This is a genomic window from Pseudomonas sp. Larv2_ips, from assembly GCF_963879675.1.
Lineage (GTDB): Bacteria > Pseudomonadota > Gammaproteobacteria > Pseudomonadales > Pseudomonadaceae > Aquipseudomonas.
Genome location: NZ_CAWOAW010000001.1, coordinates 135,613 through 155,022, shown reverse-complemented (window position 1 = coordinate 155,022; position 19,410 = coordinate 135,613). Strand labels below are relative to the sequence as shown.

Sequence of the window (19,410 nt, the reverse complement as noted above, 5' to 3'; positions counted from 1 at the left end):
AAAATAGCTGTCTGAGTGGTCAATTGGCAGTAGCCACTCAGTCGCGAACGTCGTAAAAATACGCTGGCTGAAACGTTTAATCTAGAATTTATGGCAGATTACGCGCTAATTATGCAAGCTTGAAGCGCCACTCGGCGCTTGAGCTCAGCCAATAGTCGTGTTCAGTAATCGGTTACGATTGGACAAAATGTCGGGGCAAGCTCTAAAAAACAAGGAAATCCCGGTTTGAAACTCAGTGATATCGCACGTCTGGCCGGTGTGTCCGTGACCACCGCAAGCTACGTCATCAATGACAAGGCCGCGCAACAACGCATCAGCAGCGCAACCGTCGAACGGGTGCGCGCGGTGGTTGAAGCCCATGGCTTTACCCCAAACCCTCAGGCGGCCGGGCTGCGCAGTCGGCACACGCGCACCTTGGGCTTTATCCTGCCGGACCTGGAAAACCCCAGTTACGCACGGATCGCCAAATTGTTGGAACAAGGCGCACGGGCGCGCGGCTATCAGTTGCTGATCGCCAGCTCCGACGATGAGGCCGAGAGCGAGCGCCAATTGCTGCAGCTGTTCCGCGCGCGGCGCTGCGATGCGCTGTTTGTGGCCAGTTGCCTGCCGGCCAGCGATGACAGCTACCGTGAGCTGCAAGCCAAAGGCCTGCCAGTGATTGCGATCGACCGGGTGATGGAAACGGAGCAGTTTTGCTCGGTGGTCAGTGATGACCGCCAGGCCTGCCAGCAGTTGACCAGCAGCCTGCTGCAACCGTTGCCCAAACAGATCGTATTGATCGGTGCGCGTCCCGAGCTGGGCATCAGCCAGGAGCGCGCCGCCGGTTTTCATGAAGCGCTGAAAGGCTTCACGGGTGAGGTCATCGTCGAACAGGGCGAGGCCTTCAGCCGAGATTGTGGCCGACAGCTGATGGAGCAACTTCTGCAACAACTGGGGCATTTGCCTGACGCGCTGGTGACCACTTCATACGTGCTGCTGCAAGGTGTGTTCGACGCGCTGCACGACTTCCCGCTCAAATCCCGGCCGCTGCGCCTGGGCACTTTTGGTGACACCCAGTTGCTGGACTTCCTGCCGCTGCCGGTCAACGCCATGGCCCAGCAACATCAGCTGATTGCCGACACTGCCCTGCGCCTGGCGTTGGCCGCCATCGAGGAAGAACAGTACCAACCGGGCGTGCACGCCATCGGCCGAACCTTCAAGCAGCGTATTCACGAGGCTTGAGCGTGGAGCTGATCGACACCCATACCCACCTGGATTTCCCGGACTTCGACCATGATCGCCGGCAAGTCCTCGCCCACAGCCGCCAACTCGGCGTGCAGCGCATGGTGGTGTTGGGCGTGTATCAGCAAAACTGGCAACGGCTGTGGAATCTGGTGCAGGAAGACGAAGGCTTGTTCGCCGCCTTCGGCCTGCACCCGGTGTACCTCGATGAGCATCGCCCCGCCGACCTGACAGAGCTGGGCGACTGGCTGACGCGCTTGAAGGGCCACCGGCAACTGTGCGCCGTCGGTGAAATCGGCCTGGATTACTTTCTCGAACAGCTGGACCGCGAGCGCCAGCAGCGCCTGTTTGAAGCGCAGCTGAAACTGGCGGTGGACTTCCAGCTCCCGGCGTTGCTGCACGTACGCCGCAGCCATGCAGCAGTGATCGCTACCCTCAAGCGCATTCGCCTGCCACGCGGCGGCATCATCCATGCGTTTGCCGGCAGTTTTGAGGAAGCTCGCGAGTACATCAAGCTGGGTTTCAAACTCGGCCTGGGCGGTGCCGCCACGTGGCCACAGGCGCTGCGCATGCACAAAGTACTCGCGCGATTGCCCCTAGACGCGGTGGTGCTGGAAACCGACTCGCCCGACATGGCGCCCGCCATGTACCCGGGCCAGCGCAACAGCCCGCAACACCTGCCGGACATCTGCGCCGACTTGGCCGAACGCATGGGGATCAGCCCATTACTGCTGGCCGAGACGAGCACACGCAATGCGCGCGAGCTGTTCAACTGGTAGCGGTTTGACCGCCTGCAAGTTCAATGTCAGCCGTTGCCGATGGCGGGCGTAACGCAACACGAGAAAGTGCATCAGCACCGCCACCAGCGAAACGTTGAGCTGCCCGACAACGCTGAGCATCCCGACCCACTCAGCCACCAGCGCCACAATCAGCACCGAGCAGGTCAATACCACCATGCTCGGGGCCACCATGGCCCAGTGGTCCAGCGCCTTGAACTGGCGCAACTGCCTGGGGCATATCAACTGCAGGGTGCGCTGGCAATAGGGGCATTCGAAGGGCTCGTGGATGGCAATCGCATTCACTTGCCAGGGCTTGAGTTCAAACGTGATGTCGCAATGGGCGCAATGCCCTTTGATCCCCATGGCAGTGGCCATCGCTGTGCCTCCCTTGAACCGTGACGGGTTGAAACAAATTCTCACCCATTCAGGCATTCAAAAAAGGCACACACAGAAATCAGGACAGGCACCACGGCCCACAAAGGCCAAGTCCTACGCGCCTGCCCTACACACGAAACGCGCCGATCAATTGCTTCAACTCGACGACTTGCACCGACAGCAGCCGACTGGCCGTTTCGGTCTGATGCGCGCCCTCGGCGGCATGCTCGCCCGCACGATTGATGGCAACGATGTTCTGGTCGATATCGTGGGCAACGGCGGTTTGCTGCTCCACGGCCGCGGCAATCTGCTGGTTCTGATCGACGATCATACCGACGGCGCCCAGGATATTTTCCAGGGCTTGCTGGACCTTTTCCGACTGCCCCACTGTGCCATTGGCCATGGCATGGCTGGTGCCCATGGCCTTGACGGCCGCGCCGACACCGCTGTGCAGTCGGCTGATCATCTGTTCGATTTCTTCAGTGGACTGCTGGGTGCGTCGGGCCAGGGTGCGCACCTCGTCGGCCACCACGGCAAAACCGCGGCCCTGCTCGCCGGCGCGCGCCGCCTCAATCGCGGCATTCAGCGCCAGCAGGTTGGTTTGTTCGGCGATGCTCTTGATCACCTCGAGCACGCCACTGATCGACTGGCTGTCGGTGGCCAATTGGTTGATGACCTGCACTGACGCCTCTATCTCTGACGCCAGGCTCGCGATGCTGCCCTGCTGGGATTGCACCAGGCCCCGGCCGCTGACGGTTTCGTCGTTGACGCTGTGGGCACTGCTGACCGCCGCCGCCGCACTGCGCGCCACTTCCTGGGCGGTGGACGACATCTGGTTCATGGCCGTCGCCACCTGCTCGATCTGGCTGCGCTGCCCGGAAACCGCCTGGTTGCTGTGGGCCGACACGGCTTGCACTTGACCGGCTTGCCACTCGACCTGGCAGACGGTGTGACCGACGCGCTCGATCAAGTCATGAATCCTGGCCACCGTGCCGTTGAATACCTGGCCCAACTCCCCGAGTTCGTCGCGGCTGTGGGCAACAAAGCTGACGGTCATGTCGCCGCCCGCGACCTTGTCCATCATCGCCCCCAGGCGACGCAATGTGGTGCGGGTCGACGCATAGAAACCGGCATACAAATAAAAGATCAGCACAAACACCGCCACCAGCGCCGAGATCAGCACCACCATGTGCGTGCGTTTTTGAGCCAGACGCTGCTCAAGTTGCCGTTCGAGAAACGTCAGGGTCGTTTCATTGAGTTGGTAGGTTTGAGCCATCAACTGGCTGACGCTTTCATAAAAACCCTGCCACGGCGCATCGAGGGTTTCGGCCATCACCACCTGCTCTTCAAACAACTCGCTGCCGTGCTTGAGACTCGCGCTGCTGGCCGTCGCCAGCGGGTCGAGCGCCGTATGCGCGGCGGTGCTGGCGCCCAGTGCGTCCTGCAACTTCAGGGCGTACTCGGCCTGGAGTTTTTCCAGTTGCTGCAGCAGTTCATCAAAGCGCGTACTGGACGATGAATTCAGAAACCCCTGGCCCAAGGAGTACGCGCCCATGGCCCGCCCTTCACCCAGGGTTTGGGTGACTTGCGGGGTAACGCTGGTGACCAGCTCGCTGAGTTGGCGCAAATCGCCCTGAGGGTCACGGCTCAAGCCGGACTGGCTGGCGATGATCTGGCTGAGCATCTGGGCCTTGTTGAGCAATTTGCCAATCAGCGCGCTTTTGCTCAGCAGCGAGGTTTCCTGTTGCTGAGCCTTGAATACGGCGATCATCTCGTCGCGCTTGCCATCAAAAACACGCGTGTGTTCAGGGTCGCCGGTCATCGCGTTGAGGCCTTGCAGGCGGCTCAACACGCTCTGTTCCAACGCACTGATCTTGCCCTCCAGATCACCGGCCTTGCCGGACTGCCCCAGCACCGCGTTGATCTGCACCTGGTTATTGAGGGTTTCCAGGTCACGGCGCAGCGTCAGGCTGCGGCCGAGCAGATCGAGGCTTTGCAGTTCGATGCGAGTGCCCTGCCATTGCGACCAGGAATCACGCACCAGGAAATAGTTGGTGGCCAGCATCGGCAGCAGGAACAGCACGCTGATCAGGCTGAATTTCATGCCGAAACTCAAGCGGTTCATCAGCGCGACGGCGGGATAGAGCAAGCTCTTCACAGGTGAACTCCCTTTCTATTATTTTTATTGAGGCGCAGGGGCGCAGCGGCAGATAGCCACTATTTGGCGCTCTGTCTGTATAGCTCAATTTGAAAGGGAGTTTTGTAACGTAAGGTTAACGACCTGTGGTGAGCGGTTTTTTGTGGCGTGGCAGCAAAGTCCCTCGCCACAAAAACCCGGTCGTCTGGCCAGCTACGGCAGTACGGTCCAGATCGCAAACCCGGCATACCACAGCACCGCCGCGCGCAGCAGCAGTTCCCACAGCCGATCCAGGCTGTTGATACCCTCAGGCCCCACCACGGGCGGTGGGATTTCAGCCGCCGCCAGGCCGACTTTTTCTACCAGTTGTGCAGCGCTGATGTCCCAGCTCAACAACTCATGCAACATCACGCGCCCAACCGCGACAAAGTTACCCACCAGGGCAAAACTTGCCGCCAGAAGGCGCACCGGCACCCAGTCAAACGCGTGACGCAATTGCCCGGCACGCTCGGCGACTTGCGGGTTCTGGCTGTATTCGCTAGCCAAAGCCAATAGGCGATACGCCAACGCCGCCACCGGCCCCAACAGGAAGTACCAGAAGATCACTGCAAAAAAGCTTTGATAGGCCTGCCATAGCAAATGGCCTTGAACGCGCTCCAGCAGTTGCTCGCCATTGTCAGCCACCACCTTCAGGTCTCGTTCGGCCACATGCTCGGCGGCCTGCAGGTCACCGCGTCGCCATGCATCGCGAAATGGCCCAAGCCCAGCCAGCAGATCGCCGCGCCCGAGGCTGTAAATCACCACCAGCAGATGCACCGGCAGCGCCAGCAGGCCATAAGCCACTGGTTCCAGCACCAACAGCAACAACGCCAGCAAGGCCACCGGCAGTAACACCAGCAGGACAAGAATCAGCCAGGGCCGCTTCCCCATACGCGGGCTGGATTCCAGCTTGGCCAGCTCACGCAACCATCCACCGTCGCGTTGTAACCGCTGACGCAAGGCCGAGAACTTCTCGATCCAAACCGCCAACACCAACACCAGGAAACTCATCGTGCGTGTCCTCCATCCTGCAGGGCGCTGCGAAAGCGCGTCCAATCAAAAGCCGGGCCCGGGTCGGTCTTGCGACCCGGTGCGATATCACTGTGACCACAAATACGCTGCCGGGTGATGTCTGGATAAGCCGCCAGCAGCTGTCGTGTGAGGTCAATCAGCGAAACATACTGAGCCTCGGTAAACGGTAGCTCGTCCGTCCCTTCCAGCTCGATTCCCAGGGAAAAGTCATTACACACCTCGCGCCCCTCGAAGCTCGATATCCCGGCATGCCAGGCGCGGTCCAGGCACGACACAAATTGCGTCACGCTGCCGTCGCGCTCAATCAGAAAATGCGCAGACACCCGTAGGTCGGCAATGCCTTCAAAGTAAGGATGTTGCGTGACATCCAGGCGATTCTGGAAAAACTCATGCACCTTGCCGGTGGCAAACTGTGCCGGTGGCAGGCTGATGTTATGCACCACCAACAGTGAGATCTCGCCGGCGGGGCGCTCGTTGAAGTTGGGCGAAGGGCAATGGCGAATGCCCTGGCACCAACCGCTGGTGGGGTCCAACTGCATACGGGTTCCTTGATTGAGACGAGGTGTTACCAGTATGCCGCGTTCAGGCCTGCGGTTGCGATCACTTGCCGCGATTGAGTTGACGCAGGTTGCCCACCACGCACGCCAACGCGCGGTCGAACAGCAGCCCGTCGTCCAGGGTACGCAGGGCTCCGCGCTTGAACGCCATGGCCAACTGGTCGGCACTTTTCTCCAGGACTTTGAGCCCGGTACGGCTGACAAAAATGTAGCTGTTGGCCGGCGCCATGATCGCCGTCAACTTGCAGCGCAACGCTGTGGTTTCGTCCTGCTGGAACTCAAACCAGCCACCAACGCGCAGCTGGTGAGCCTTGAGCAGGTCCGGGTCATCGCTCGGCAAGGGTTGCAGTGAATCAGGCAACCCGACACTGAACGAAAACGGCTCACGCACTTTGATCAGCGCGTCGATGCATTCGCCTTCGGCAGACTGAACATGCATGGCTTGCAACTGAACAAAAAACTCACGGGTGCTGAAAGGGTCGAACGCCGCGCTGGTCAAGCCGTTGCGCAACGCCGTGAGCAGCCCGGGCAGTTGCTCCAGCAGGTGCCGGCCGGCCTCGGTGTCTGTCTGCAGGCCCACACTCCAGATCAACTCGTCCATGGTCCGCACGCCCGCCTGCCACTGCACCGATTGTTCGCCGTGCTTGAGGCTGGCCAACAACAGCACCTGGCTCCACGCCTGCTGCAGAAACCGCACCACCGATTGCGGCAAGACCTTGCCGAGCAAGCGCCGATTGAGCAGATCGGCCACACGTTCACGTGCGGCTTGCGTGCGTATGCGCCCTTCTTCGGCCTCACGGGTGTGTTGTTCAAGCAACGCGCTACGGCGTTGTTCATCCGAGGTGAACGCAGTGAACTGCGCCAGCAGTTGGGAAAAAATCGTCAGGTCTTCGACGAAGTCATTCAACAAACACTGCACCACTTGCTCAATATGCAGGTACAGGCTGTCGCGCTGATAGCCATCGTGCGGGCTCCAGCCCATGGCAGCCGAGGCGATTTCATTAAGCAGTCGACGTGCCGGGTGGCTGGCGCGGCTGAAGAGGCTCTTGTCCAGCACCGCCACTTTCAACATCGGAATCTGCAAGCGCGCGATCAAGCCCTTGAACGCATCAGGCACGGTGCGATCGTTGAGGATGAACTCGAACAGCAAGGCGACCAGATTGATCACATCTTCATCGGCGCCTTCCACCACACGCGACTTGCCACTCTTGACGCTGACGCGGGTCAACAGTTGTTCAAGCTGGTTACGCAGGTCGAAATCGTCTTCGGCTTCAGGTTCTGGCACATATTGTTGCAAGTGCGAGAGCAGGCGCAGCAGGTCGCGCGAGGCAATGGGTTGCGGTTCGGCGCAGGCTTCCAGGGTAGGCGCCACGCTGCCACGCACCGCCGCCAACAAAACCTGCAGGGCGGCGAAGGCTTGCTGGCCGTTCTCATCCTGAGGCGGGTCGATGGTTGGCGGGTTGCCTTCACGCTGCTGGTCACGGTCGGCACGCCCGCCAGGCCGACGCGAGGGCACCGCCTTGAGTTCGGGCAAAACCCCGGTGGCGACCAGCAACTGATTGGCTTCGCCGAACAATTGGTCGGCGTCACTGAGCACGTACTTTTCAAACAGTTTGAGCATGATCAGCTTGACGCGAATCTCTACGCCCAGGCTGCGCCCCGCGCGCAAAAAGAATTCACACAGCAGCGCCGGACCCAACGGGTTGTCGCGCTCGCTCAGAGGCTTGCCAAGCAATGCACTCAAGCGCGCGGTCAGTTGGCCCAGCGCCAGGCCATCGCGATGCCGCACCCGGCCGAGCATGGCCTCCAGCGCAACGGCCTTTTCCAGTTCGTCGCTGGACGTGCCGCGCGCCGCCTCATACGACACCACCGGCACCAAATGCGGCTCGCCGGGCTCTGCATGGCCCAGACTGGCGAAAGCGGCAAACAGCTGCTCCATGAACACGCGTTCAAAATTTTTGCGCTTGAGGCGCAAGTCACGCATCGCTTCAAAGAAGATGTGATGGTCAACGTTACTGCGAGCCTTGTCGGCCATTTCGAACAGCGTGTCATCGGCGTTATCGAACAGTTCTTGCAGACCTTGCTGCAACTGTTGGGCAGCCTTGTCGCGAACCTGCAGCAACACCACCGGCAGGCGCGCAAGCGGCGATGGCGTGGCGTGCGCCTTGTTGATTGGCACCACCTTTCCGTCAATGTGCATCCTGGCCTCCTGAAACGGCGGTGTTGGGGGTGGGGAACGATCAGCTACAGGCCCCGATGGGGGCTGCGAAAACCGGTTATCACCAGGACGTCAAAGCTATGACGCCAATTGCAAGGCGCGGGATTATCTTGCAAATGAGGGTAGTTGCGCCAGCAAACTCTGCCATTGCTGTGTAAATGAGTGTTGAGTCTGGGTTCACAGCCGCGCTGCCCCTATAATCCGAGGCACTTTGTTTGTGGAGCCTGTTATGCCGAATCTCCGTCTTGCCGACCTCACCGCCGAAATCGAAGCCAACGTGCGCCGTGCACTGCTGGAAGATATCGGCAGCGGCGACATCACTGCGCAACTGATTCCGGCCGAACGGCTGGCGAAGGCTACGATCATCACCCGCGACGCGGCCGTCATCGCCGGTACGGCCTGGGTCGATGCAGTGTTCCGCCAGCTCGATCCGCGGGTCGCGGTGCATTGGCAGGTTGCCGACGGTGAGCGTGTCAGTCCCAACCAGGCGCTGTTCCACCTTGAGGGCCCTGCCCGCTCACTGCTCAGCGGCGAACGCTGCGCGCTGAATTTTCTGCAGATGCTGTCAGGCGTTGCCACGCGCGCTCAGTACCTGGCGGATTTCGTCGCCACGACTCAGGTCAAGCTGCTGGACACCCGCAAAACCCTGCCGGGCCTGCGCCTGGCGCAGAAATACGCGGTGACCTGCGGCGGTTGTCATAACCACCGCATCGGGTTGTATGACGCATTCCTGATCAAGGAAAACCACATCGCGGCGTGCGGCGGGATTGCGCAGGCGATTGCCGCCGCACACAAGATCGCGCCGGGCAAGCCGGTGGAAATCGAAGTGGAAAGCCTGCTGGAACTGCGCGAAGCGCTGGCGGCGGGCGCCGACATCATCATGCTCGACGAATTGAGCCTGGATGACATGCGTGAGGCCGTGCGCCTGAATGCGGGCAAGGCCAAGCTGGAGGCCAGCGGCGGGATCAATGAAACCACGCTGCTGCCCATCGCCCAAACCGGAGTGGACTACATCTCCATCGGCGCAATGACCAAGGATGTGAAGGCGGTGGACTTGTCGATGCGGCTGAGCATCTGACGCTTTAATGCAAGCGCCGGCAAGCCGGCGCCTGCACAGTGTTTCAGATCGCGAGATTGTTCATCCCGCAATACTCGTTCCAGTCGACACCCAGCACCTCGGCGGCCTCCTTGTGCAAGGCCAGGCGTGCAGCCTCGAACTCTTCCGGCGTCGAGGTGTACTTGAGGGTCAATTCCCATGGCTGCAGGCCCTGGGCCTCGGCCTCATCCTCAAATGACCATTGGATCTGGTCCCTTTGATCATCGGCGCTCAGGTCCTTGATCTCATCCAGCAGTTCCGGCGACTCCGCAACGTACTTTTTGAGGGCTGCTTCGTGCCGCGCTTCCTGGGTCATTTCTGGTGTGGTCATGTTGTTCTCTTAGATCGAGGAATGGGGATGCATCTGGGTCATCAAGGTTGCGCAGATACGAAAGAGCAAGCATGAATGCTGGCTCGTCTGGCCTTCAGAACCATTCTGGGATCATCTGAAAACAGTGTTGCCTTTTAAAACAGTGTTGCCTTGTGCCCGAGACAGGAATCGAACCTGCGACCTTCGCGTTACGAGTGCGCTGCTCTACCGGCTGAGCTACACGGGCGGTGGGCTAAAGCTAGCACCGCATTGGGCAGGCGGCAACTAACTCGCCTACCGCCCGACGGCCGTCAGGCCCCGTCGGCGCCGCAGCCTTTGGCAACGTATTGCGCTTCAGCCGTGGTCGCGCACGTCCAGCCCGTGGTGGCGCTGCGCGTCAACGTGATGGTCTTGCCCAGCACGGGCGCAGGCGCATCAAGAATTTCACAGCGAATGGAGCCTGCGCCGGTGGCCACATCGCCTGCCACGTCGATCTTGCAATTGGCAGTGGGACTGGTGCCGCCGATCAAGGCCAGGGTCGGTACGGTGCCCTGGTTGAGGGTGTCCTCGAAACCTGCCTTCAGCGCGGAGACTTCAGCCAACCCCGCGGTGAACTTGGCCTTGGCCTGGTACTTGGTATACATGGGCAAACCGATAGTGGCCAAAATGCCGATGATTGCCACGACGATCAACAGCTCGATCAAGGTAAAGCCTTTCTGACGCATCACATTCACTCTCCAGAATAAAAATCGCTCACAAGGCGCGTCCTGCGCCCCGCATTGTGCAACGGCGCCAGTGTACTCATCCACGCACGACCAATCGCCTGCAAGACGCACAATCTGACATTTTATCCTTCGCCGCCAGCCTGTCCGAATCCCTCACCTGACTAAGCTATAAATCTTCAACGACCTGTGTGCGGAAACGTGACATGAATGACGCTGCAACGATCTACGCCTGGGAAGGCATCAACCGCAAAGGACGCAGAGTCTGCGGGCAAACCGCAGGCCAGAACCTGGCGCTGATCAAGGCACAACTGCGCGAGCAAGGGATTTGCCCGGGCCGCATCCGCAAGAAAACCTCACGCCTGCCAAGCTTCGCCCCGCCGATAAAACCCGCCGATATTGCCCTGTTCACCCGCCAGCTGGCGACATTACTGAAGGCAGGCATACCGCTGTTGCAGGCGTTCGACATCATTGGCGAAGGCTTCGACAACCGCCTGATGCGCGAGCTCATCAAGGGCTTGAAACAGGAAATCGCTGCCGGCAACAACCTGGCGGCCGCGCTGAAAAAACAACCGCGCTATTTCGATGACCTGTATTGCCACCTGATTGCCGCCGGCGAGCACGCCGGCGCCCTGGAAACGCTGCTGGAGCGCGTTGCCATCCATCTGGAAAAAAGCCAGCAGCTCAAGGCGCGCATCAAGAAGGCCATGACCTACCCCATCGCCGTCATTGTGATTGCAGGCCTGGTCAGCACGGTCTTGCTGATCCACGTGGTGCCGCAGTTCCAGAACCTGTTTGCCGGCGTCGATGGCACACTGCCGGACTTCACCCTGAGCGTCATAGCCTTGTCCGAGTTCCTGCAGCATGCCTGGTGGATGGTGGCACTGGGCCTGGCCGCGACACTTATCGGGCTGCGCCACGCCTACCGCGAATCTGCCGGTCTTCGTCACTGGCTGGACCTTGGTTTGTTGAACGCGCCCCTGGCAGGCACACTGGTGAAAAAAACCGCGGTTGCCCGCTACGCCCGCACACTCTCAACGACCTTCGCTGCGGGCGTGCCGTTGGTGCAGGCGCTGGATTGCGTGGCGGGAGCGGTGGGAAATGGGTTGTTCAAACAGGCGATCGAGCATATGCGTCACGATGTATCCACTGGCATGCAGTTGCACCAATCCATGGCCAACAGCCGCCTGTTTCCCAGTATGGCAATCCAGATGACGGCCATCGGGGAAGAATCGGGAACCCTGGACCGCATGCTGGAAAAAGTCGCCAATCACTACGAGGCCGATGTGCAAAACCTGGTCGATAACCTCACCAGCCTGATGGAGCCCCTGATCATGGTGGTATTGGGCGGTATCGTTGGCGCACTGGTGATAGCCATGTACCTGCCAGTGTTCCAGCTGGGGTCGGCATTTTGAACCCGTTGCTGAATGAACAACCGTGGCTTTTTGTCGGGCTGTCACTGGTGCTGGGCCTGATTGTCGGCAGTTTCCTCAATGTGCTGGTGTGGCGCCTGCCGAAAATGCTCGAGCGCGAATGGCGCGCCCAGGCCCAGGAAGTGCTCGGCTTGCCTGCTGACCCTGCGGGCCCGGCTTACAACCTAGTGCGCCCTCATTCCTGCTGCCCCCGGTGCAATCATCCGATTCGCGCGTGGGAAAATGTTCCGCTGCTCAGTTACCTGCTGCTCAAGGGGCGCTGTGCCCATTGTCGTGAACCTATCAGTTCCCGCTACCCGTTCACCGAACTTGCCGGCGCGCTGGTCTCGGCGGCGGTAGCCTGGCATTTCGGCTTCGGCTGGCAAGCCGGTGCAGTGATGCTGCTGAGCTGGGGGTTGCTGGCGATGAGCCTGATCGATGTGGATCATCAACTGCTGCCCGACGCGCTGGTGCTGCCGCTGTTATGGCTGGGGCTGATTCTCAACAGCGTGGGCTTGCTGGCAACGCTGCCGGATGCGCTTTGGGGTGCGGTCATCGGGTACATAAGCCTGTGGACGGTGTTCTGGCTGTTCAAGATGATCACCGGCAAGGACGGCATGGGCTATGGCGACTTCAAGTTATTGGCCTTGCTCGGCGCCTGGGGTGGCTGGCAGATTCTGCCGATGACACTGCTGATGTCTTCGTTGCTCGGGGTGCTTGCAGGGCTGATCCTGCTGCGCTTGCGCAAGCCCCAGGGGTCGGCACCGATGCCGTTTGGTCCGTGTCTGGCGATTGCCGGCTGGATTGCATTGCTCTGGGGTGGTCAAATAACCGACTTCTATTTGCAGTCCGTCGGTTTCAAATGACCACTTCTGTCGCAACACCCTGGATTCTTGGCCTCACCGGCGGCATCGGCAGCGGCAAAAGCGCGGCCGCTCAGCACTTCATGGATTTGGGCATCGACCTGGTCGACGCCGACCATGCCGCGCGCTGGGTGGTTGAGCCCGGCCGCCCGGCATTGAAGCAAATCGCCGAGCACTTCGGTGCAGGTGTGCTGTTATCCGACGGCCAGCTGGACCGCGCCGCGTTGCGCAAACTGATCTTTGAGGTGCCGCAAGAGCGCCGCTGGCTGGAAGCCTTGCTGCACCCGCTGATTGGCGAGGAGATTCGCAGCCACCTGGCGCGCGCGCGGTCGCCTTACGCGATCCTGGTGTCACCGCTGCTGATCGAGTCCGGCCAGTACAGCATGACCCAGCGCATCCTGGTGATTGACGTGCCGCAATCACTGCAAATTCAGCGTACCCTGCAGCGCGACGGCATCAGCGAACAGCAGGTGCAGGCGATTCTGAAGGCCCAGTCCAGCCGTGAAGACCGCCTGAACCATGCCGATGACGTGCTGGTCAATGACCAGGACCTCGCCTGGCTGCACAGCGAGGTCGAGCGACTGCACCACTTTTACCTTACTTTGTGTGGAGGCCGATCATGAGCCAACCTATGACCGTCGACTGCCCAACCTGCGGTGCACCCGTGGAATGGAAAACAGACAACCTCAATCGGCCGTTTTGCTCGGACCGTTGCAAACTCATCGACCTGGGCGCCTGGGCATCAGAGGAGCACAAGATTCCGGTCAGCCCGGATGCCGAAGACGACCTGTTCTCCGAAGACTTTCAGCCTAAGCACTAAGGCCGCATAAAGGCGTATTCCTGCTGGTCGTCGAGGTTCTCTGCAAGGTATTGCAGCTCGTCGGCCAGGTCTTCGAAACTGCGCACACCTTTACTCTGCTGCACCACGGCGCTGAGCATGGCGCGCAAGGTCAAGCCTGGGTCGAAACCGATTTCCTGTGCGGCGTCCTGACTTCTGCGCAACTCCTGCCGTGCCCATTCATACACACTCATGCCCTGCGCTCCTTCAAGAATTTCGCAGAGCATGGGCCTGTGTGGCCGCCCGGGATTTGATCTGGGTCAACGCCGCGAATCGTCGTCCTTCCATGGCGCAGAGAGGTAGCGCGTACGGTTGAAGGTCTCAAGCCACTCCGGGCAAAACACCACCAGAGCGCTGATGACCATGCCGTTGATAAAGGCTTCGGGGAAGATGATCAGCCACAGGTAGCCGATGAAGTCTTCCAGCCACTCCGGCATCGCAAAACGCCCGTCAAACCACAGCAACCCCAGCGCAGCCAGCAAACAGAGCAGCGCCGACAGTGCGGCGGCGAAAAAGCCCGAGCAGAAGATATACACAAAGGGATTGCGGGGTTGGGCGCGCTCTACCAGCACTGCACAGCCTTCCGTGACCAGCACCGGCAACACGATCAGCAGCAGGCCATTGACCCCGACGGCGGCCAAGTCCTGACGCCCCAGCAGCACCAGCCCGAACTGCGCCGCTAACCCGCCGACGATTGCCAGAGGCCAGTCGAGCAGCAGGGTCACGGCGGTCATGCCGATAAAGTGGTAGGAAACGCCCGTATCGAAATCCCGCCGCACCAGCCACAACATGAACAGCGCGAACACCGTACCAAACAGCAGATGCTGACGCCGCCGGTCGGCGAACAGCTCGACCCATGGCGAGCGCAGGATTGCCCACATCACCACGGGCGCATACAACAGCCAGCCGATGCTGAGGGTTTCCGGCGCCAGCACGGCGGCACTGATCACGGCTTCACCTGCTCCAGTGCCTGGCGCAGCTCGTCGGCGGAGCTGTATTCGTGCTGCGCAATCAACTTGCCGCTATCGAGTTGCAGCCACAGCACTTTATCCACAGCCCCTGGGTAATGCGGGGCAATACGCGCATCACGGTCCAGCATGACCCGGTAGTTGTAGGCCTGCATCGCCGGCACGGCGAACAGCTTGGCGATGAGCCGGGGCATGCGCTGGATATCGGCGATGAACACCGCGTGGCGCGCCTCGAGGTAGCCCTTGGGCTGGCCTTGCAGCGCGGCATCTACCTGCTTGGCGGCGTCCATGCTGCGGGCTACCAGCAAAATCTGCGCCTGGTCATCCAGGGTGTAGGCCTGGTCGAACTGGTCGAGCAGGGTCCATGGCGCCACGCGCTCACCCACCTCAACGGCTTGGGCCCACAACGGTAAAAGACTCAGCAACAGCACCACGAAAAACTTCACCGCAGACTCCTTGATTCGAATGAGGGTCGAGTAGCCAGTCTACACCGGCCGTTTAAAGCAAGACTTCCTGCGGTCATCATTTGGACGCTAAGCTGCAAATATGGATGACTCAGATTACTTGCGCCTGCTCACCGTAGCGGCCGAACAAGCCAATGCGTTCCTGTCCAATGCCCGCAAATGGGAGCGTGAGCGTTGGGTCTGCCAGCGCCTGCTGCAAGGCTTGAATGTGCCCTACCGGGCCGAGGAGTTTCATGCCGCCGGTCAAGAACCGCCGGATGTGTTGTTTCGCGACGCCTGTTTCGAGGTGTTTTTTGTATTGGATGAAGGCCGGCGCCTGAACGACGAATGGCGCGATGAGTTGCTGCGCCGACGCAGCGCGTTTTCCCTGAGCCAGTTGGTCCGGCGCGAAGCCAAGCCGCGGCGTATCCCCGCCCATGAATTCCTGTTGCGCCTGGCGCCGACGCTGCGCAAAAAAGCGCACAACTATAAAGAGCGCGGCATTGACCTGGGCGAGCTGGACCTCATCGCCTTCACCAGTCTCAAGCGCGAAGTGCTGGACCTCAACAGCCATTTTCCGCCCCCCACCGAATACTTGCGCCAGGGCTGGCGCTCGCTGTCGCTGGTAGGGCCGACCTTTGCCCGGGTGCTGTTCGCTCATCCTGATGCCCCGGATTTCTTGCGCAACAACTTGGGCCGCAGCATAGTATTCGACGTGGGCATCAGCCTGTGACGCGGGCACAGGCTACGCTTGTGGCGACACCGCCAATCTGCTGACTGTAACGTGGCGCCCTTTTGCAACGTCTACCTGACGAGGCCTTTATGACCAGCCGCCTGAACCCCGATGACCAACAGCATGTCGAAGAGTACCTGCAACTCTCCCAGAACCGAGTCGAGCGCAAGCCTTTCCGGCCGTGGCTGCTCCTTGGTGTGGTGCTGGTGGCGGTGATCGGGCTCGGTCTGCTGAGCCGCCTTTTGAGTTACCTGACGCTATGAGCTGCCTGGCGCTCGCGGGGGTAACTGCTCCGATTTCTTTTAGCCTTGCGAGATATCCCCATGACCCATCGTATTATTATCGTCGGCGGCGGCGCCGGCGGCCTGGAGTTGGCTACCCGCCTGGGTAAGACTCTGGGCAAGCGCGGCACCGCCAGCGTTACGCTGGTGGACGCCAACCTGACCCACATCTGGAAGCCACTGCTGCACGAAGTGGCTGCGGGCTCGCTGAACTCTTCTGAAGACGAACTCAATTATGTCGCCCAAGCCAAATGGAACCACTTCGAATTCCAGCTGGGACGCATGAGTGGACTTGACCGTGAACAGAAAAAGATTCAGCTGGCTGCCACCCTTGACGAAGAAGGCCGCGAACTGGTGCCTGCGCGCGTGCTGGGCTATGACAGCCTGGTGATCGCAGTCGGCAGTACCACCAATGATTTCGGCACCGAGGGCGCAGCGCAACACTGCCTGTTCCTCGACACACGCAAGCAGGCCGAGCGTTTCCACCAGCAGTTGCTCAACCACTACCTGCGCGCCCATGCCGGGCAGACCGATACCATTGAACAGATCAGCGTTGCCATCGTCGGCGCCGGCGCCACCGGCGTTGAGCTGGCCGCCGAGCTGCATAACGCCGCCCACGAGCTGGCAGCGTACGGCCTGGACAAGATCAAACCGGAAAACATGCACATCACCCTGATCGAAGCCGGCCCGCGGGTATTGCCCGCGTTGCCGGAACGAATTGGCGGGCCGGTGCATAAAACCCTGGAGAAACTCGGGGTCACCGTGCTGACCAATTCGGCGGTCAGCGAAGTGACGGCCGACGCCCTGATCACCAGCAGCGGCCAGGTCATTCCGGCCAGCTTGAAGGTGTGGGCCGCCGGGATTCGCGCGCCGGGCTTCCTTAAGGACATCGACGGTCTGGAAACCAACCGCATCAACCAATTGCAGGTGTTGCCGACGCTGCAGACCACCCGCGACGAAAATATCTTCGCCTTTGGCGACTGCGCCGCCTGCCCGCAACCAGGCACCGACCGCAATGTACCGCCCCGCGCACAAGCCGCTCACCAGCAGGCTTCGTTGCTGGCCAAGTCACTGAAACTGCGGATTGAAGGCAAGGACCTGCCGTCCTACAAGTACACCGACTACGGCTCGCTGATCTCGCTGTCACGTTTCTCGGCGGTGGGTAACTTGATGGGCAACCTGACCGGCAGCGTGATGCTGGAAGGCTGGCTGGCGCGGATGTTCTATGTATCGCTGTACCGCATGCACCAGATGGCGTTGTACGGTTTCTTCCGCACGGCCATGCTGATGCTCGGCAGCAAGATCGGGCGCGGAACCGAGCCAAGGCTCAAGCTGCACTGATTGACTGAACGGCAGAAAAAAATCCCCCTGTCTCACGATAGGGGGATTTTTTATTGGGCTAAATCTGCTGGTAGAACTCAGCCATGTAGTCGACAAACGCCCGCACCTTCGGCGCCAAGTGCCGGGACTGTGGATAAAGGGCGTAATAGTGCCGCTCGCCCAATGAATAATTGGGCAGGATTCGCACAAGCTGACCGTGCGCCAAGTCGCTGTGCACAGTGGCCTGGGTGAAACACGCAATACCCGCCCCCGCCAACGTGGCCGCGTGCAACGCACTGATGGTGTTGGTGCTGAACCGCCCCGATGGGGTGACCGTAACCACCGCGCCACGCGCCGCGCTCAGTTGCCAATCCGACGAAGCCCCAATGAAAGTCAGCAAGTGATGGTTGTTGAGCTCCTGCGCCGAACGCGGCAACCCATGGCGGCCGATGTAGCTCGGCGACGCGACCAGAACCTGGCTGGACAGGGTCAACGTGCGGGCAATCAATGACGTGTCCGCCAGGGCGCTGGCAATGCGTATCGCGACATCAAACCCGTCGGCCACCAGGTCGACGAACTGATCATCACAGCACAGCTGCAGCTCAATATCCGGATATCGTCGTTGAAAACCCGGTAGCCAATGCGGTAGATCCAGTGTGCCCACCACCAGCGGCACACTGACCCTCAGCAGGCCTTCGGGGCGTTGGTGCCCGTGGGCGATGGCCTGGGATGCAGCGTCAAGACGATCAAGGATATCCACGCACGCGGCGTAGTACTGCTCCCCGGCCCCCGTCAGACTGAAGCGTCGCGTGTTGCGGTTGATCAGTTGGGCGCCCAGCTCAATCTCCAATTGCTGCAATTGCCGGGAAATCGTCGAATGCGTGGTCTCCAGGCGTTCTGCGGCTGCAGAAAAACCCTTGGCTTCGACGATGCACCGAAAGGCGCGCATGGCAGATAACTGGTTCATCAAGCAAGCGATCCCAAGGTGGTCAGGGGAATCAGTTAACCGGCAAAGCGATAATTTGCGAGGTGGTCAGCACCGAACCGAAGGTGTCTTCGATTTCAGCCAGTGCCGAGTTGTGCAACTCATCCTTGGTTACCGAACGGCCATCGGCGCGGGTAATAGCCCGTGTGGCACTGGCATCGGATGCTACCACAACGTCATAGCCCAACGGCGCGGCGTCACGGGCGGCGCCGGCGACACAGGCGTGAGTCATCAGGCCACTGATAATCAGGGTTTTGACGCCGGCTTTCTTCAATTGCGCATCCAGGTCGGTGCTGGCAAACACGCTGACCGTGGTCTTCTGCACGAGCTTGTCTTGTGCACGAGGCTTCATCAGCGGGTGAAAATCGACGGTCTTGCCATTCTTGGCGAAGACCGGCGCGTCGTCCGGGGCAATGTGCTGCACGTGAATGACCGGGATGCTTTCCTTGTCGGCAAACTTGATCAGACGCTGGGTGTTTTCCAGGGCTTTCATGCCGTCAGGGATCGGCATGCGGCCGGTGAAGTATTCATTCTGGAAGTCGATGATCAGCAAAGCGGTGGTTTTCGGGTCAAGACGGTCGGTCGGCTTTGCCCCCAACATCGCGCGAATGGTCGGCTGCGGGTGCGTGGTTGTTTCAGCGGCGACAGCGTAAGGGCCGAGGCCCACCATCATACCGAGGCCAACGAGCGTGGACTTGAGTACAGCAGATAGCGAACGGACAGGGAGAGCGGTTGGAGTGAGGATCATCATGCAGATTCCTTGAGGCGAGTGAATTGACGAGGCCCAGTCTAGGAGGCCGCGATCAGTGCACCAACGCACCCATCAGCACAATATCTGTTTGGAATTCGCACAAGTGAGGCCAAACAACAGGCAAAAAAAATCCCCGTACCTTTCGATACGAGGATTTTTAATATGGTCGGGGTAAGGGGATTCGAACTCCTGACATCCTGCTCCCAAAGCAGGCGCGCTACCGGACTGCGCTATACCCCGGTAAAAAAAAGGCGACCTTTCAGTCGCCTTCTGCGACCAGGGCTTTTGACCTCTGATCTTAAGATCTGATCCCAGCGTTAACTGGTCTCA

22 protein-coding genes and 2 tRNA genes are annotated in these 19,410 nt (G+C 60.3%); 10 read left to right on the top strand and 14 right to left on the bottom strand.

What is annotated here, in order from left to right; all coding sequences use genetic code 11:
- Window positions 1–225 precede the first annotated feature (225 nt).
- On the top strand, window positions 226–1,221 hold the full coding sequence (gene cra / locus AACV02_RS00765; RefSeq protein ID WP_106578617.1) for a catabolite repressor/activator: 996 nt from the start codon (window positions 226–228) through the stop codon (window positions 1,219–1,221).
- A gap of 2 nt (window positions 1,222–1,223) precedes the next feature.
- Entirely contained in the window at window positions 1,224–2,000 is a 777-nt protein-coding gene (locus AACV02_RS00760) for a TatD family hydrolase (RefSeq protein WP_119736546.1), read from the top strand.
- Here AACV02_RS00760 and AACV02_RS00755 read toward each other — a convergent pair.
- From AACV02_RS00755 to AACV02_RS00735, 5 genes are all read right to left on the bottom strand, one after another.
- Window positions 1,947–2,375: a hypothetical protein gene (locus AACV02_RS00755; protein ID WP_119736544.1), complete on the bottom strand. Its 429-nt coding sequence runs from the start codon at window positions 2,373–2,375 to the stop codon at window positions 1,947–1,949. The two genes, AACV02_RS00760 and AACV02_RS00755, sit on opposite strands and share 54 nt — an antisense overlap.
- Before the next feature lie 127 nt (window positions 2,376–2,502).
- A complete protein-coding gene (locus AACV02_RS30805) occupies window positions 2,503–3,207 on the bottom strand; it encodes a methyl-accepting chemotaxis protein (protein WP_372239722.1) in 705 nt (234 codons plus the stop codon).
- Between the two features lie 1,518 nt (window positions 3,208–4,725).
- Window positions 4,726–5,562 carry a regulatory signaling modulator protein AmpE gene (gene ampE, locus AACV02_RS00745; RefSeq protein ID WP_106578613.1) on the bottom strand — a complete coding sequence of 279 codons (837 nt, stop codon included), beginning with the start codon at window positions 5,560–5,562 and terminating at the stop codon, window positions 4,726–4,728.
- Complete coding sequence (gene ampD, locus AACV02_RS00740; RefSeq protein WP_106578612.1) at window positions 5,559–6,122, bottom strand: 1,6-anhydro-N-acetylmuramyl-L-alanine amidase AmpD; 564 nt, start codon at window positions 6,120–6,122, stop codon at window positions 5,559–5,561. Before ampD ends, ampE begins: the two co-directional genes overlap by 4 nt.
- 61 nt (window positions 6,123–6,183) lie before the next feature.
- Window positions 6,184–8,340, bottom strand: coding sequence for a DUF1631 domain-containing protein (locus AACV02_RS00735; RefSeq protein ID WP_119736540.1), 2,157 nt, complete (start codon window positions 8,338–8,340; stop codon window positions 6,184–6,186).
- A gap of 247 nt (window positions 8,341–8,587) precedes the next feature.
- Here AACV02_RS00735 and nadC point away from each other — a divergent pair, with 247 nt between their 5' ends.
- A complete protein-coding gene (gene nadC, locus AACV02_RS00730; protein ID WP_119736538.1) occupies window positions 8,588–9,436 on the top strand; it encodes a carboxylating nicotinate-nucleotide diphosphorylase in 849 nt (282 codons plus the stop codon).
- A gap of 43 nt (window positions 9,437–9,479) precedes the next feature.
- On the opposite strand, the gene AACV02_RS00725 is transcribed toward nadC, so the two are convergent.
- The 3 genes from AACV02_RS00725 to AACV02_RS00715 form a co-directional block, all read right to left on the bottom strand.
- The gene (locus AACV02_RS00725) at window positions 9,480–9,785 is read right to left on the bottom strand and encodes a DUF6388 family protein (protein ID WP_106578609.1); all 306 of its coding nucleotides are present in this window, start codon (window positions 9,783–9,785) and stop codon (window positions 9,480–9,482) included.
- A gap of 153 nt (window positions 9,786–9,938) precedes the next feature.
- A tRNA-Thr gene (locus AACV02_RS00720) sits at window positions 9,939–10,011 on the bottom strand.
- A 64-nt stretch (window positions 10,012–10,075) separates the two neighbouring features.
- Entirely contained in the window at window positions 10,076–10,489 is a 414-nt protein-coding gene (locus AACV02_RS00715; RefSeq protein ID WP_106578608.1) for a pilin, read from the bottom strand.
- Between the two features lie 203 nt (window positions 10,490–10,692).
- On the opposite strand from AACV02_RS00715, the gene AACV02_RS00710 reads away from it, so the two are divergent.
- Genes AACV02_RS00710 through yacG form a run of 4 tightly spaced genes read left to right on the top strand, consistent with a single transcriptional unit; the run spans window position 10,693 to window position 13,581 of the window.
- Window positions 10,693–11,901, top strand: a complete 1,209-nt coding sequence (locus AACV02_RS00710) for a type II secretion system F family protein (RefSeq protein ID WP_119736536.1) — start codon at window positions 10,693–10,695, stop codon at window positions 11,899–11,901.
- Window positions 11,898–12,764: a prepilin peptidase gene (locus tag AACV02_RS00705; RefSeq protein ID WP_119736534.1), complete on the top strand. Its 867-nt coding sequence runs from the start codon at window positions 11,898–11,900 to the stop codon at window positions 12,762–12,764. The genes AACV02_RS00710 and AACV02_RS00705 overlap by 4 nt, the downstream gene beginning before the upstream one ends.
- Window positions 12,761–13,384, top strand: a complete 624-nt coding sequence (gene coaE / locus AACV02_RS00700) for a dephospho-CoA kinase (protein WP_119736532.1) — start codon at window positions 12,761–12,763, stop codon at window positions 13,382–13,384. Before AACV02_RS00705 ends, coaE begins: the two co-directional genes overlap by 4 nt.
- Window positions 13,381–13,581 (top strand): DNA gyrase inhibitor YacG, encoded by a 201-nt coding sequence (gene yacG / locus AACV02_RS00695; protein WP_106578604.1) that lies wholly within the window; start codon window positions 13,381–13,383, stop codon window positions 13,579–13,581. The genes coaE and yacG overlap by 4 nt, the downstream gene beginning before the upstream one ends.
- On the opposite strand, the gene AACV02_RS00690 is transcribed toward yacG, so the two are convergent.
- From AACV02_RS00690 to AACV02_RS00680, 3 genes are all read right to left on the bottom strand, one after another.
- Window positions 13,578–13,793 carry a hypothetical protein gene (locus AACV02_RS00690; protein ID WP_003171680.1) on the bottom strand — a complete coding sequence of 72 codons (216 nt, stop codon included), beginning with the start codon at window positions 13,791–13,793 and terminating at the stop codon, window positions 13,578–13,580. The genes yacG and AACV02_RS00690 overlap by 4 nt on opposite strands.
- 66 nt (window positions 13,794–13,859) lie before the next feature.
- Window positions 13,860–14,549 (bottom strand): energy-coupling factor ABC transporter permease, encoded by a 690-nt coding sequence (locus tag AACV02_RS00685; RefSeq protein WP_119736530.1) that lies wholly within the window; start codon window positions 14,547–14,549, stop codon window positions 13,860–13,862.
- Window positions 14,546–15,013 (bottom strand): FAD/FMN-containing dehydrogenase, encoded by a 468-nt coding sequence (locus AACV02_RS00680; protein ID WP_119736528.1) that lies wholly within the window; start codon window positions 15,011–15,013, stop codon window positions 14,546–14,548. The genes AACV02_RS00685 and AACV02_RS00680 overlap by 4 nt, the downstream gene beginning before the upstream one ends.
- A 100-nt stretch (window positions 15,014–15,113) precedes the next feature.
- Between AACV02_RS00680 and AACV02_RS00675 the strand changes: the two genes are divergently transcribed.
- The 3 genes from AACV02_RS00675 to AACV02_RS00665 all read left to right on the top strand — a co-directional run bounded on the left by AACV02_RS00675 (window position 15,114) and on the right by AACV02_RS00665 (window position 17,365).
- Window positions 15,114–15,743 (top strand): DUF1780 domain-containing protein, encoded by a 630-nt coding sequence (locus AACV02_RS00675; protein WP_106578601.1) that lies wholly within the window; start codon window positions 15,114–15,116, stop codon window positions 15,741–15,743.
- Between the two features lie 89 nt (window positions 15,744–15,832).
- Window positions 15,833–16,006: a DUF3094 family protein gene (locus AACV02_RS00670; protein WP_064450648.1), complete on the top strand. Its 174-nt coding sequence runs from the start codon at window positions 15,833–15,835 to the stop codon at window positions 16,004–16,006.
- Window positions 16,007–16,066: 60 nt separating this feature from the next.
- Window positions 16,067–17,365 carry an NAD(P)/FAD-dependent oxidoreductase gene (locus AACV02_RS00665; protein WP_106578600.1) on the top strand — a complete coding sequence of 433 codons (1,299 nt, stop codon included), beginning with the start codon at window positions 16,067–16,069 and terminating at the stop codon, window positions 17,363–17,365.
- 58 nt (window positions 17,366–17,423) lie between these two features.
- Here the strand turns inward: AACV02_RS00665 and AACV02_RS00660 are convergent, their stop codons facing one another.
- The 3 genes from AACV02_RS00660 to AACV02_RS00650 all read right to left on the bottom strand — a co-directional run bounded on the left by AACV02_RS00660 (window position 17,424) and on the right by AACV02_RS00650 (window position 19,320).
- Window positions 17,424–18,311, bottom strand: coding sequence for a LysR family transcriptional regulator (locus AACV02_RS00660; RefSeq protein ID WP_177413672.1), 888 nt, complete (start codon window positions 18,309–18,311; stop codon window positions 17,424–17,426).
- A gap of 31 nt (window positions 18,312–18,342) precedes the next feature.
- Window positions 18,343–19,077, bottom strand: coding sequence for a cysteine hydrolase family protein (locus AACV02_RS00655; RefSeq protein WP_119736652.1), 735 nt, complete (start codon window positions 19,075–19,077; stop codon window positions 18,343–18,345).
- Between the two features lie 166 nt (window positions 19,078–19,243).
- Window positions 19,244–19,320: transfer RNA gene (locus AACV02_RS00650), tRNA-Pro, on the bottom strand.
- Window positions 19,321–19,410: the final 90 nt, after the last annotated feature.